This is a genomic window from Arthrobacter zhaoguopingii (assembly GCF_009828595.1).
Taxonomy (GTDB): domain Bacteria; phylum Actinomycetota; class Actinomycetes; order Actinomycetales; family Micrococcaceae; genus Arthrobacter_D; species Arthrobacter_D zhaoguopingii.
This window is the reverse complement of the sequence record NZ_WPNY01000003.1, coordinates 254,608-266,866: the sequence shown is the minus strand read 5'-3', so window position 1 is coordinate 266,866 and position 12,259 is coordinate 254,608. Positions and strand designations below refer to the sequence as shown.

14 protein-coding genes are annotated in these 12,259 nt (G+C 69.8%); 8 read left to right on the top strand and 6 right to left on the bottom strand.

Annotated features, from left to right (window positions below; all coding sequences use genetic code 11):
* Positions 1–3: 3 nt before the first annotated feature.
* From GVV86_RS05915 to GVV86_RS05905, 3 genes are read right to left on the bottom strand one after another with little or no spacing between them, the layout of a single operon-like run.
* Complete coding sequence (locus tag GVV86_RS05915; RefSeq protein ID WP_159801989.1) at positions 4–798, bottom strand: isocitrate lyase/PEP mutase family protein; 795 nt, start codon at positions 796–798, stop codon at positions 4–6.
* 9 nt (positions 799–807) lie between these two features.
* Positions 808–1,449, bottom strand: coding sequence for an alpha/beta hydrolase (locus GVV86_RS05910; RefSeq protein WP_159617350.1), 642 nt, complete (start codon positions 1,447–1,449; stop codon positions 808–810).
* On the bottom strand, positions 1,442–2,446 hold the full coding sequence (locus GVV86_RS05905; RefSeq protein WP_159801986.1) for a ring-cleaving dioxygenase: 1,005 nt from the start codon (positions 2,444–2,446) through the stop codon (positions 1,442–1,444). Before GVV86_RS05905 ends, GVV86_RS05910 begins: the two co-directional genes overlap by 8 nt.
* A gap of 145 nt (positions 2,447–2,591) precedes the next feature.
* On the opposite strand from GVV86_RS05905, the gene GVV86_RS05900 reads away from it, so the two are divergent.
* The 4 genes from GVV86_RS05900 to GVV86_RS05885 all read left to right on the top strand — a co-directional run bounded on the left by GVV86_RS05900 (position 2,592) and on the right by GVV86_RS05885 (position 5,794).
* Positions 2,592–3,068 carry a PGPGW domain-containing protein gene (locus GVV86_RS05900; protein ID WP_159617348.1) on the top strand — a complete coding sequence of 159 codons (477 nt, stop codon included), beginning with the start codon at positions 2,592–2,594 and terminating at the stop codon, positions 3,066–3,068.
* A gap of 62 nt (positions 3,069–3,130) precedes the next feature.
* The gene (locus GVV86_RS05895; protein ID WP_159617347.1) at positions 3,131–4,051 is read left to right on the top strand and encodes a carbohydrate kinase family protein; all 921 of its coding nucleotides are present in this window, start codon (positions 3,131–3,133) and stop codon (positions 4,049–4,051) included.
* Positions 4,052–4,126: 75 nt separating this feature from the next.
* Positions 4,127–4,936, top strand: a complete 810-nt coding sequence (locus tag GVV86_RS05890) for an HAD family hydrolase (RefSeq protein WP_159801983.1) — start codon at positions 4,127–4,129, stop codon at positions 4,934–4,936.
* A 33-nt stretch (positions 4,937–4,969) separates the two neighbouring features.
* A complete protein-coding gene (locus GVV86_RS05885) occupies positions 4,970–5,794 on the top strand; it encodes a glycerophosphodiester phosphodiesterase family protein (protein WP_159617345.1) in 825 nt (274 codons plus the stop codon).
* Here the strand turns inward: GVV86_RS05885 and GVV86_RS05880 are convergent.
* From GVV86_RS05880 to GVV86_RS05870, 3 genes are all read right to left on the bottom strand, one after another.
* Positions 5,764–6,303 carry a DUF6328 family protein gene (locus GVV86_RS05880; RefSeq protein ID WP_159617344.1) on the bottom strand — a complete coding sequence of 180 codons (540 nt, stop codon included), beginning with the start codon at positions 6,301–6,303 and terminating at the stop codon, positions 5,764–5,766. The genes GVV86_RS05885 and GVV86_RS05880 overlap by 31 nt on opposite strands.
* Positions 6,303–6,677: a YtxH domain-containing protein gene (locus GVV86_RS05875; RefSeq protein WP_159617343.1), complete on the bottom strand. Its 375-nt coding sequence runs from the start codon at positions 6,675–6,677 to the stop codon at positions 6,303–6,305. Before GVV86_RS05875 ends, GVV86_RS05880 begins: the two co-directional genes overlap by 1 nt.
* Positions 6,678–6,757: 80 nt before the next feature.
* Positions 6,758–7,759, bottom strand: coding sequence for a phosphotransferase family protein (locus GVV86_RS05870; protein ID WP_159617342.1), 1,002 nt, complete (start codon positions 7,757–7,759; stop codon positions 6,758–6,760).
* 292 nt (positions 7,760–8,051) lie between these two features.
* Between GVV86_RS05870 and rox the strand changes: the two genes are divergently transcribed.
* From rox to GVV86_RS05850, 4 genes are all read left to right on the top strand, one after another.
* Positions 8,052–9,515, top strand: coding sequence for a rifampin monooxygenase (rox, locus tag GVV86_RS05865; protein ID WP_159617341.1), 1,464 nt, complete (start codon positions 8,052–8,054; stop codon positions 9,513–9,515).
* Between the two features lie 185 nt (positions 9,516–9,700).
* Positions 9,701–10,294, top strand: coding sequence for an LURP-one-related family protein (locus GVV86_RS05860; protein ID WP_159801980.1), 594 nt, complete (start codon positions 9,701–9,703; stop codon positions 10,292–10,294).
* Between the two features lie 57 nt (positions 10,295–10,351).
* Positions 10,352–11,854, top strand: coding sequence for a hypothetical protein (locus GVV86_RS05855; RefSeq protein ID WP_159801977.1), 1,503 nt, complete (start codon positions 10,352–10,354; stop codon positions 11,852–11,854).
* 107 nt (positions 11,855–11,961) lie between these two features.
* The gene (locus GVV86_RS05850; RefSeq protein ID WP_133404328.1) at positions 11,962–12,258 is read left to right on the top strand and encodes a WXG100 family type VII secretion target; all 297 of its coding nucleotides are present in this window, start codon (positions 11,962–11,964) and stop codon (positions 12,256–12,258) included.
* Position 12,259: the final 1 nt, after the last annotated feature.

Sequence of the window (12,259 nt, the reverse complement as noted above, 5' to 3'; positions counted from 1 at the left end):
TCCCTAGTTGAGCGGGCGGGTTCCTTCGGGCAGCGACCCGCCGCGAAGCAGCTCCGCCGCGGTGTCCGCGAGGGCGGTCAGGGCGACCCGCTGGGTCCAGGGACCGTAGGAAATGCGGGCGACGCCGAGCTCCTTGAGCCTGGCGGGAGGAAGCGAACCCGGGATCCCGATCACGCTCACCCGCTTGTGCCCGATCCCCTCGACCAGGGCACGCACGGTGTCCTCGTCGAAGAGGCCCGGGACGAAGACGGTCGACGCGCCGACTTCGAGGTAGGCCCTGCCGCGCTCGATGGCCTCGGCCAGGACGTCCTTCGGGTCGCGGCCGGCGCCGCGGACGAACGCGTCGGTGCGGGCATTGAGCACGAAGGGGATGCCCTCCGTCTCGCCGGCCTTCACCGCTGCCTCCATCTTTGCTGCGGAGTCGGCCAGGGGCTCCATCCGGTCCTCGATATTCGCACCGATGATGCCCACGCCGATCGCGCGCCGCACGGTCTCGCCCGCGTCGCCGTACCCGGCGTCGAGGTCGGCGCTGACGGGCAGCTCGGTCGCCGCAGCAACGCGCGAGATGGCATCGATCATGAGATCGAGCGGGACGGTGCCGTCCTGGTAGCCCAGGCTCGACGCGATGGAGTGGCCCGCCGTGGCCAGCGCACGGGTTCCGGGAACGTCGGTGATGGTCTTGGCGGAGATGGCGTCCCACACGTTGACGACCTGCAGGATCTCCGGAGCCCGGTGGAGGTTGAGGAACTCCGTGGCCTTGGCGGACAGGGAAGCGGTTGAGTTGCTCGGTGTAGTCATGATTTCACCTTACGGCTCCACCCGGCTGATCCACAGCGCGGCGGCTGAGAGATCGTCGGCGGTGATTCCGTGGCCTCCCGGGTGGGTGGCGCGCTCGACGTCGGCGCCGCGGGACTGCAGGACACCGGTGAGCCGTTCCACGCTGTCCTGGGGCGCCATGGGGTCCTCGGCGCCGTTGAACAGTGCCACGCGGGTCCCGGCAAGGTCGGCGTCGACGGGGTGCGTATCCAGGGGATACATGCCCGAGAAGGCCACCACCCGGTCCAGCTCCCCGGGGTGGAGCAGCGCGGTGGCGAGGGCGATATTGGCCCCGTTGGAGAAGCCCACCGCGGTCACCGGCCGGTCCCCGAGGCCGTACGCCTCCCGGGCCCAGCCGAGGAAGCCCGCGAGTTCCCCGGCCCGGGCGACCACGTCGGCGGTGTCGAACACGCCCTCGCGCAGGCGGCGGAACCACCGGTTCATGCCGTTCTCGCTCACCGGCCCGCGGGGTGAGAGGATTCCGGCCCCCGGGGACAGGCGCGGGGCCAGGGGGAGCAGGTCGCGCTCGGTGCCGCCGGTGCCGTGCAGGAGCAGCAGCACCGGAGTCCCGGGGTCGCCGGGCTCGAACACGTGGGGCCAGGGGTGCGTGGAGGCGGCCGGGGTCTCAGTCATCGGTTGGCTCCATTGCGGCGTCCCCGGTGGGCCCGGGAAGCTCCGGGTTGTTTTCCTCGGGCAGGGCCAGCGGGGCCACGGCGGCGGCGATGGCCTCGCGGCTGGGCTCGAGCCACGGCGGCAGCTTCAGTCCGCGTCCCAGCTCAAGCAGCGGCTCGTCGATATTGAAGCCCGGGGTGTCGGTGGCGATCTCGAACAGGGTTCCGCCGGGTTCGCGGAAGTAGATCGAGGTGAAGTACTGCCGGTCGAGGATCTCGGTCACCGCGTGCCCGCGGGAGGTCAGCTCGTCCCGCCAGGCCTCCTGGGTGGCCTTGTCCGGGACGCGGAAGGCAACGTGGTGCACGGTGCCCCCGGCGATCAGGCCGCGGTCGGCGCGCGGGTCGGCGATCACGTCGACCACCGTGCCCGGCTCGCCGGCGCCGGTCGAGAGGCGGTACCTGTCCGCACCCTCCGAGAGGATGCCCAGGCCGAGGTCCTGGGTCAGGGTCGCCAGGGTGCCCTCGGGGTCGGCTACCGTCAGCACCGAGGAGTGCTGTCCGCGCACGGCGTACTGTGCCGGGACCGACGCCGAGTCCCACGGGTCGCGGGGATCCTCAAGGGAGGATGCCACAAGGTCGATCTGCAGCCCGTCCGGATCCTTCAGCGACAGGCGCTCCTCCGCCGAGGAGCTTCCGGTAATCTGCGATTCGACGCCGAGGTTCTTAAAGTGGCTTTTCCACCAGCCCAGGGTGCCCTGGGGCACCGAGAATGCCGTGGTCGTCGACTGCCCGGCGCCGATCCTGCCCGCCGGAACCCCCTTCCAGGGGAAGAAGGTCAGCAGCGAGCCCGGACGGCCGGATTCGTCGCCGTAGTAGAGGTGGTACGTGCCCGGGTCATCGAAGTTCACCGTCCGCTTCACCAGGCGCAGCCCGAGGCCACGGATATAGAAGTCGACATTGCGCTGCGGGTCCCCCGCAATCGCCGTCACATGGTGCAAACCGCTCGTATTTGCCGTCACCGTCAAACCCCTCTTCGAAGAACTTCACCCCCGGCCGGAGGTTTATATGCAAACGAATGTACTTTAACTTTTGTTCCCGCGCTCTCCACTCCATGGGGGGATCGGCCCGTCGAATTCATTCAGTATGGTGTGTCATCCTGTGTTAATGGCCGCAAAAATCAGGGTGCATGGATGGGTGCGGCGCACCGGCATCGAAGTGACCGGCTGGACCTGCGTGGTTGTTGGTTGCGCAGCGCTTGTCCTTCCCGGCCCCGGCCTGCTGATGCTCGTCGGCGGTCTCGCCATCCTCTCGCAGCAGTACGCCTGGGCGCGCCGGCGGCTTGACCCCATGAAGGCACGGGCCTTCCACGCGGCAGCCATCGGCGTCAAAACCATCCCGCGCATCGCCCTGAGCTGCCTCTGCGCCTTTGCCGTCATGGGGTGCGGAGTCGTCTGGACCGTGCAGCCCGCGGTGCCGGCCTGGTGGCCCCTTGAAACCAGGTGGTGGCTCTTCGGGGGTTCGGCCACCGGCATCAGCATGGTGTTGTCCTCCCTGATTGCCCTGGCCCTTATCGTCTACAGTGTCCGGCGCTTCCGGGGCAAGCCCCCGCCGGGAAAAACAACCGTTCAGGCGGGCGGATAGCTCCAGCCGGGAGTGTGCGTCATTCCAAGCGCGCGTTCAGCCCGGACTGGTAGTTTGAATTGGTGCTCACCGTAATCGGGGAAACCCTCATCGACGAAGTCGTCAGCGACACCGCCCCGCCCCGCGTGCATGTGGGGGGAAGCCCCATGAACGTCGCGGTGGGCCTGGCCCGGCTGGGCCACCCCGCGCAGTTCATCGGGCGTTACGGCGATGACGACTACGGGCACCTGATCCGCAGCTACCTTTCGGACAATTCGGTGCTTTTCCCGATCGGCCCCGACTCTAAGCCCACGAGTGTCGCAACGGCCCGCCTCGACCCCGCGGGCGGGGCGGCGTACCAGTTCCAACTCGTCTGGGAGCTGCCCGGGCTCCTCGAGCGCCGGGAGGCGCTGCTGCAGGGAACCACTCTGCTGCATGTCGGATCCATCGCCACAATGCTGGCCCCCGGGGCCGACGACGTGCTCGCCCTGGTCGAGGTGGCCCATCCGCTGGCCACCATTTCCTATGACCCCAACTGCAGGCCAAGCATCATTGCGGACCGCGGGTTCGCCAGCAGCCAGGCCGAACGGTTCGTGGCGCTGTCCGACGTCGTGAAGGCCTCGGACGAGGACCTCGAATGGCTCTACCCGGGCCGCCCTGCCCTCGAATCGGCACGGGAGTGGCTGGCCCTTGGCCCGTCGGTGATGATTGTCACCCGCGGCTCGAAGGGGCCGTGGGGTATCTGCGCCGCCGGAAGCGCCGAGGTCACCGCGCCGGTCACCAGCGTCACGGACACCGTGGGTGCCGGAGATTCCTTCATGGCGGCCCTCCTCGGCGCCCTCGTCGACCTTGAGTTCGACGGGGCACACCGGCGCAGCGACCTGCGGCGCATCACGACCGCGCAGCTCACCGACGTCCTGGCCTACGCGGCGCGCGCTGCGGCCGTGACCGTCTCCCGGGCCGGAGCGAACCCTCCCACCCGGCACGAACTCACCGACCACTGACAACTGGCGCCCGCTCCGGTTACCCGCCCGGGCGGGGGTAGGGTTGATGTCCCATCTTTTTTGAAGGAGTAACGCATGCGCCTCGTGGCGAGCGACCTTGACGGCACGATCGTCGGCCACGACGGCAGGATGAGCGAACGGACGGTCCAGGCCTTCCAGGACTGCGCGGCCGCCGGAGTCGAGGTGGTCTTCGTGACCGGCCGGCCTCCGCGCTGGCTCGATCCGCTGCGGGAGCAGCTGCAGCACCAGGGCACGGTCATCTGCTCGAACGGAGCGGTGACCTACGATCTGGGGGCCGAACGCGTCCTGAATGCCCATCTCCTCGACACCGGGAGCATTCTCGAGGCACGCGACCTCATCCGCGGGCTGTACCCGGCGGCGGGATTTGCCGCCGAAACGATCAACGGCTTCAAGATCGAGTCGGGTTTCGCCGACCCCGGCACCTCCGAACTGCTCGGGGGCGTGCAGGCCCTGCCGTTCGAGGAGTCGCTGCCCGGCGAACAGGTGATCAAATTCCTTGCCCGGGAGCGCGAGGTGACACCCGATGAGTTCCTGCGGACCGTCGCCCCCGCCGTCGAGCACCTGGTCTCCACCACCCACTCGGCGCCGAGCATCGCGCTGCTGGAGATGGCGGTGCCCGGCATCAACAAGGCCGTGACCCTCTCCCGCTACGCGGAGGGGCTGGGCATCGCGGCGGAGGACGTCGTCGCCTTCGGCGATATGCCCAACGACATCCAGATGCTGAAGTGGGCCGGATCGGGCTACGCCATGTCTTCGGGCCACCCTGACGCCCTTGCCGCAGCCAACCTCCTGGCCCCGGCCTTCGAGGACGACGGCGTAGCGCAGGTCCTGGAACTGCGCCTGGAGGCGCTCCGGACCGCCTGATCAGGGAATGGGTGGCGCAGTAGGGTTGCACCCATGACGCTCGCCTACTTCCAGAACACGGGCCCTGACGGCAGGCAGCGCCCGCTGGGGTTCTCCCACCGAGGTTTCTCCCCGGCCGGCGCCGAGAACTCGCTGTCCGCTTTCGCCGATGCGGCCCGGCTGGGATTCGGGTACCTCGAGATCGACGTGCGGAGCACCCGGGACGGGGTGGTGATGGTCTTCCACGACGAAACCCTCGACCGCGTCACCGATGCCCGCGGCCCGATCGCCGCCCGGACCCGCGCGGAACTGGCCGGGGTGAGGATCCGGGGCGGAGAGCCGATCCCCACCCTCGAGGAGGTCCTGCTCCGGTGGCCGGAGATGCGGTTGAACATCGACATCAAGGACGAGGGGTCGGTGAAACCGTTCGCGGACCTCATCAATCGGCTCCGCGCCCACGATCGGGTGCTCGTCGCCTCGTTTTCGGACTTCCGCAGGCTCAGGGTGCTGCGGCGTCTCGAGGCACGGACGGCATCCTCGGCGGGCATGGCCGTGAACGGGCTGATCCGCCTCGGCGGCCACCTCGGGCTGACCGGGCCGCTGCGCCGGGTGGCACGGGTGGACGCCGTGCAGGTTCCCCTGAGCTACCGCAGGATCCCGGTTGTCACGCCGGGCTACGTCCGGCGGTGCCGGAAGGCCGGGCTCCAGGTCCACGTCTGGACCATCAACGAACCGGCAGCGATGGAACGGCTCCTCGACCAGGGCGTCGACGGCCTGGTCTCCGACCGCGCCGACCAGCTGGCCGATGTCCTGAACCGGCGCGGGTCATGGCCGCAGGGCCGGCCGGCTCAAACTGACCCGCCAGCCGCATCAGACTGACCCGCCGCCCGCCCGGCGACGGCGCGGCTGCGCACCAGCCGGGGATAGATGACCCACAGCAGCACCAGGATGACGAGGAGGCCGGCGGTGACGAGGAAACCTGCCCCGCGGCCGAGGACGATGTCGAAGATGAACCCCGCCGTTCCGGACAGGACCAGACCCGTCAGGCCGATGCTGGCCCGCATGATGCGGTCGCCGCTGCGGACCAGCGCCGCCTTGACCTGGAGGCCGAAGAGGACGCGGTGGAGGTTCACCGCGCTCAGCACCACGGCGGTGATGATGGCCGAGAGCGTGACCAGGACCAGGTAGACGACGACCTGGAACCGGTCGAGCTCATCGAACCTGCCCTGAAAGGGCAGGGTCAGCAGGAATCCGGTGAGGATCTGGATGCCGGTCTGCATGACCCGCAGCTCCTGGAGCAGCTCGAGCCAGTTCCGGTCGAGGCGCTGGTTGGTGCTCTCTCCGCGGCCGTCCTCCTGCCGTTCGGCGGCTCCCCTCCGCGGCGGCATCAGGGAGTGAGGTCGGGCCTCGTGGCGTCGGACTGGTTCTCGAAGGGAGGATCGGCCACGACGCCGGGTTTTCCGCCGCTTGGGCCGGTGACGTCGGCATGGCGGCCGGCGCCGCCCTCGTGCCTGGCATCCTTGTTCAGCACGCCGGAGAGCGCGTCCTGGGCCTTCTTCACGGCGCCGCCCGCCTGCTCCTGGACTGCAGGCAGCTTGTCCTTGAGGACCCCGGAGGCCTCGGAGACCCTCTCCTGGACGCGGGGGTTGTTCCACAGGCTTTCCGCCCGGGCCTTAAGCACCTCATAGCTCTCCCGGCCTGCCCGCGTGCCGAGGACGTATCCGGCAGCCACTCCTGCTGCGAAGACGATCTTGTTCTTCATGCTGCATACCCCTGTCTACGGTTCGACGGTGTGCCCCGACCCTAGCCGGAACCCGCCGGTTTTGTCACAGGACCGCCGGTTCACGCCGACAGGATCGGCGTGGTCAGGTCAGCAAGGTATCCAAGCGCACCCGGGCCGTAGGTGCTCATCGAGGCGTCATCGGCATAGACGAGGAGCCGCAGCCACGCTCCGTAGCGGTGGACCCGCCCAAGGTAAAGCGCGGAGTCGAGGGATGCCTGCAGGGCGGGAAGCGGCGCGAAGTCGGTCCACTGCTCGAGGTAGGCCCCCACCGCCAGCCGGACGCGGGGATCCGCCGGCGTCGTCGCCCACTGCTCGCACATGAGGGTGATCGGCACGAGCAGGGCACTGAACGGGTGGGCCCAGTACGCGTCGGCGAAGTCGAAGAAGCGCAGCGGTTCGGTGCTCGAGCCGGGAAGGAACGCATTGCGCGGGTGGAGGTCGTTGTGGTCGAGCGAGAGCGGAACGCCGAGGGCGCGCAGGGTCTCCACCGCGGCCCGGATCCGGGGCAGCTGGGCCAGTACGTGGTCGGCGCCCTGATGCGAAAGGAACATCGGATGTTCGGGGGGCAGTCCGGTGTGGAGCAGCAGCTGGTTCTCCACGAAGTTCGCCGCCACCTCCGGGTTCATGTTCACCAGCCCGGCGGCGGTGAGCCGGTCGGCATGCGGAAGAAGCGCTTTCTGGAGGTCCGCGAAGTCGGTCAGGACCCGGGCCCACAGCTGGTAGTCGCTGGACCTCAAGGACGCGAGGGTGGCCCCGTGGTCGGGAGTGATCATCCAGCCGCGGCTGGGTTCCACCGCGAGGGGCTTCACCACGTGGTCCGGCACCAGCTCGGCCAGGGCCGCGACCACCGAGGCCTCGGCGAGCTGCCCGGGATTGTTCTCCTTGAACCACAGCACGCCCAGGTCCGTCGGCACGGTGAGCTGGGTGGACCAGAACCGGATGCGGGGCTGCTCGATGGGCCCGGTCTGCCGGACTGAGAAACTTTCGAGCACCAGCTGAATCCACTGCTCGGCCTGGCTGCGCCACTCGGGGCCGGCCCAGAGGGCCTGCAGGTCGGTCATCGGGCCGCCCGCTGGGGGCCGGCGTGCCCGGACGGGGAGGACGCGCGTCGAGGAGTGCCAGTCATTTCCTCATCCTACTCAGCACTCCGTCCGCAGCGGACGCCGGAGGTTCTTACACAAAAGGCAGCGAGATCGTCATCTCCCTGCCGCCTTCAGAATACAGCGCCGGGGGGATCTTGCCTCAAGGCCCCCTCCCACGGGCACAATAGCGAACTGCGGCCGGACGACAGGGCGTGCGATTTCGAACGGCGTAGGGACGCCGGCCGCCGCGCCAATTGCTGAAGGGGACCTCATGATCGATGTAATCATCGCCGGCGGTGGACCGACCGGGATGATGCTGGCGGGTGAACTGCGGCTCCACGGTGTGGATGTCGTGGTGCTCGAGAAAGACGCCGAACCGACCACGCAGGTCCGCTCCCTCGGCCTGCATGCCCGCAGTATCGAGATCCTGGCCCAGCGCGGGCTGCTCGACCGTTTCCTCGCCCACGGCCGGCAGTATCCGGGCGCCGGCCACTTCGCAGGGATCGACAGACCGTGGCCCGAACACCTGGACACCGCCCACGGCTACGTTCTCGGCATCCCGCAGCCGGTCACCGACCGCCTGCTCGCCGAGCATGCGGCCGGCCTCGGCGCCGATATCCGGCGCGGCAGGGAGGTGGCCGGCCTGCAGCAGGACCCCGGAAGCGTGATGGTGGACCTCACCGACGGAACGCAGCTGCGCGCACGTTACCTCGTTGGCTGCGACGGCGGCCACAGCCGGGTCCGCAAGCTGCTCGGTGTCGCTTTTCCGGGGGAGCCGGCCGGTAACGAATGGCTTCGGGGCGAGATGGAACTGACTGCCCCGGCGGAGGAAGTGAAGGCCGTCGTGGAGAAGGTCCGCAGAACCCAGAAGGGGTTCGGGGTCGGCCCGGCGGGAAACGGCCTGCACAGCGTCGTCGTCCCCGCCGCCGGCGTCACCGAGGACCGGGCGGTACCTCCAACGCTTGGGGAGGTGAAACGCCAGCTGCGGGCCATCGCCGGCACCGACTTCGGTGTCCACTCGCCCCGCTGGCTCTCCCGGTTCGGTGATGCCACCCGCCAGGCCGAGCACTACCGGGTCGGACGGGTGTTCCTGGCGGGCGACGCCGCGCACGTCCATCCTCCGCTCGGCGGTCAGGGACTGAACCTCGGTATCCAGGATGCGTTCAACCTTGGTTGGAAGCTGGCCGCCGAACTCCAGGGGTGGGCACCGGCCGGCCTGCTGGACAGTTACCACGCCGAGCGGCACCCGGTGGCCGCCGATGTCCTCAACAACACCCGCGCGCAGAGCGAGCTGATGTCCCCAGGGCCCGGCCCGCAGGCCGTCCGCCGGTTGCTGACTGAACTGATGGACTTCGACGTGGTGAGCCGCTTCCTGGTCGGAAAGATCACGGCCATTGGGATCCGGTACGACTTCGGGGCCGGACCGGACCTAGTCGGCAGGCGGCTCCGTGACCTGCCCCTGGAGCGGGGGCGGCTGTACGGGCTGATGCACGGAGGGCACGGCCTGCTGCTCGACCGGACCGGAAGGCTGTCCGTCCGCGGCTGGGAGGACCGGGTGGACGGTGTCGCGGACCGGGTGCTGGATGGCAGCGACGAACTTGACGCACCGGCCGTGCTGATCCGGCCGGACGGGCACGTAGCCTGGGCCGGCGCGGACCAGCCGGGCCTCGACGCACAGCTGCTGCGCTGGTTCGGCACGCCGTCCCCCGACGCCCCCAGGGCGTCGGCCCGTTGAAGGAGAGCATGCTGAAGAAGGGCCCGTTGAAGCACGGCCCGCCGACGGGCGGGGCGGCACTTCAGGAGGCGGACGAGGCATCCGGTCCGGGCGCACCTGCGTCGTGCCTGTGGGTATGCTGACCGCAGGACGCAGCACCGATCTCCACCAAGCCAGTCCCCCAGAGACCTCCAAGGAGAACAAGCATGGACGCATTGCAGGGCACCGAACGCTTCGCCGTTGCGCAGAAAATCACCCTGATGGTGAACCGCTACGAAATCCGTGCCGTCGATGGGAACGGGCAGCCGGCCGGGCTGCTCGCCGTCGCCCAGCAGAAGCGGGCGGCCTTCAAGGAACAGGTGACCTTCTACGCCGACGAGTCGCGGAAGACCCCGATCTTCTCCTTCAAGGCAAGGCAGCGCTTCGACCTCGGTGCCACCTACGACGTCCTCGACGCCGCCGGTGCCCCGATCGGCAGCTTCCGGAAGGACTTTGGCAAGTCGCTGCTGCGCTCCACCTGGCACCTCGACGCCCCGGGGGTGCAGGCCGTGGGAAGTGAACGCAGCGCCGGGGTGGCCATCGCGCGCCGTCTCTGGGAGCTGGTACCGCTCACCGAGGCCCTGCCCGCACCATTCGTGTTCCACTTCGACTTCGTCGATGCCTCCGGTCAGGTGGTGATGACCTCCGAGCGGGGACGTTCGCTGCGGGACCGGTACGACGTCACGGTGCCGGGCGCACGCCTCGACGGCAGGGTCGCGGCCGCCATGGCGGTGGCACTGGACGCCCTGCAGGACCGCTGACCGAAAACCGGTCCGCCGGGCGTTGAACCGCCCACCCGTCCTTTACGTGTGGAGGTCGTGACAACACCTAACGGGTTTCCGCGCGCCCTGAGACGCTCCCGCACCGCTGCCCTCCGCCTCGCCCAGCTGGCCGTGCTCACCGCCGTCGTCACCGGAGGGCCTCCGGTGCTGGGAAGCCTGCCTCCGGCGGCGGGAGCCTCCCTTCCGGCACAGGACCAGGGCCAGGACCAGGATCGGGGACGGGAGGTCAAGGTCGCCATCGTCCGCGCCGCCGGCCAGAACGGCGGCGCTCCTGACTCCCTCGGTCAGGTCGCCGGACGCACCCTCGGGGACCCCGGCCGGGCGCAGGAGATCTTCGACCTCAACGCGGGCCGCCGCCAGTCCGACGGGTCTGCGCTGATCGACCCGGTGGCCCTGAAGGCCGGCTGGATCCTCATCCTGCCCGACGACGCGCAGGGCCCCGACGTCCGCGCAGCGCTGCTGGACGACCCCGGGAACGCCTCCACCGGGTCCGGCGGGGCGGCAGCGGACACCGGGGACGCCGCCGATGAACCCGGTGGCGAAGCGGGCTCCGGAAACGCGGCCAATCAGTCCGGCGGTGAAGCGGAGCGAGCGGCAGGGGACGCTGCGGATAATGGAGCATCCAACGCCCTCCTGGACCGCCTCCGGTGGCCGATCGTGCTCGCCGTCGTGGGTGGCCTTGGCGTGGCGGTGCTGACGACGGCGATCGTGCTGCGCCGCCGCATCCGGCTGCGCCTGCGCCGGCTCCGCGCCCTGATCCGGGCCGCGCGCGCCTGGGTGGTGGCCGGCTGGCGGCGTCGTGCTTCGCTGCGCCGCCGCTCCGAGCTGCTCGACCTCTGGCGGCAGGACGCGGCCGCAGCTGCCGCCGCGGCGGCCGCCTTCAGCAGCTTCACCTCCCTTCCCCCGCCGGTGGCGGTCACCGTGCGCGCCGGGGGAGCCGCGGTGCTCGGATCCTCCGGGGACTCTCCGGAGGATCCGCTGCCGGGGCACCCCGGCACCCGGCCCCTTCCGGCCGCTACCGGACCGGGCTCACCCGCCGTCGCCCGCGTCGGCGGGGACCCCGCCGAGCAGGTCTTCCTCGACTTCGCCCAGTGCCGCGGAGCCCTGGGCATCGGGGGGGACCCCGCGCTCGCCCTCGACATCGCCCGCTCCGTAGTGACCCAGCTCGGCATGGCCGCGCCGCAGCTCGTTCTCCTGTCCCTTGGTCCCTCCGATCTTCCCCGCTCGGCGTCCGTCACCACCGTTGACGACCTCGACCGGTTCGGGCTCCACCCGCCACCGCTTCACAGCCCCGGGCGGGCCGGCCTCATCACCAGCACCTCGATCCTCCAGCAGCTGACCGGGGTGCTGCTGATCCAGCCGGGCCGGTCCCGGCAGGAACTCGACGACGTCGTGGCCCGCTGCTCGGCGCCGGGCAGCGGCTGGCTTGCGGTGTACCCGGGTCCCCTGCGCGGCGCTCACTGGCGGTGGAGCGTCTCCCGGGACGGCATGCTCACCGTTCCCATCCTCGGCCGGACGCTGACGGCCACCGGCTCGTGAGCCCTTTCCACATCAAACCGGTCCGGCGTTGAACCGGATCCGGATGGCCCCCGTGTACTAGGTGACCGACACCAACCGGACCCCCGGCCCAACCGAAGGAGAAACCAATGCCCAAGTTCGACGTCGACAGCGAGGCCACCGAAAGCACCTCAAGCGAAATGATGAACCACTTCGCCGAACTGCAGGCCAAGCTCACCGTGGTCCGCAGCAAGATCGACGGTCTGCTGGCCGAGGGCTACCGGACCCCAGCGGCCCAGCAGCGCTTCCAGCCGTTCTTCGAGGAGTTCGCCCGGGGCTTCGACCAGGTCAACCAGAGCCTCGAAGGCATCGGCCAGTACGTCCGCAACGTGGGCCAGGCCTTTAACGAGACCGACAACCAGCTGGGTGCAACCCTCAGCCGCTGAC

Coding starts and splice junctions, on each gene's coding strand:
- GVV86_RS05850 (WP_133404328.1), top strand. CDS start 11,962: ATGCCCAAGTTCGACGTCGACAGCGAGGCCACCGAAAGCACCTCAAGC.
- GVV86_RS05870 (WP_159617342.1), bottom strand. CDS start 7,759: ATGACCGACCTGCAGGCCCTCTGGGCCGGCCCCGAGTGGCGCAGCCAG.
- GVV86_RS05910 (WP_159617350.1), bottom strand. CDS start 1,449: ATGACTGAGACCCCGGCCGCCTCCACGCACCCCTGGCCCCACGTGTTC.
- GVV86_RS05900 (WP_159617348.1), top strand. CDS start 2,592: ATGGCCGCAAAAATCAGGGTGCATGGATGGGTGCGGCGCACCGGCATC.
- GVV86_RS05890 (WP_159801983.1), top strand. CDS start 4,127: ATGCGCCTCGTGGCGAGCGACCTTGACGGCACGATCGTCGGCCACGAC.
- GVV86_RS05875 (WP_159617343.1), bottom strand. CDS start 6,677: ATGAAGAACAAGATCGTCTTCGCAGCAGGAGTGGCTGCCGGATACGTC.
- GVV86_RS05885 (WP_159617345.1), top strand. CDS start 4,970: ATGACGCTCGCCTACTTCCAGAACACGGGCCCTGACGGCAGGCAGCGC.
- GVV86_RS05915 (WP_159801989.1), bottom strand. CDS start 798: ATGACTACACCGAGCAACTCAACCGCTTCCCTGTCCGCCAAGGCCACG.
- rox (WP_159617341.1), top strand. CDS start 8,052: ATGATCGATGTAATCATCGCCGGCGGTGGACCGACCGGGATGATGCTG.
- GVV86_RS05860 (WP_159801980.1), top strand. CDS start 9,701: ATGGACGCATTGCAGGGCACCGAACGCTTCGCCGTTGCGCAGAAAATC.
- GVV86_RS05880 (WP_159617344.1), bottom strand. CDS start 6,303: ATGCCGCCGCGGAGGGGAGCCGCCGAACGGCAGGAGGACGGCCGCGGA.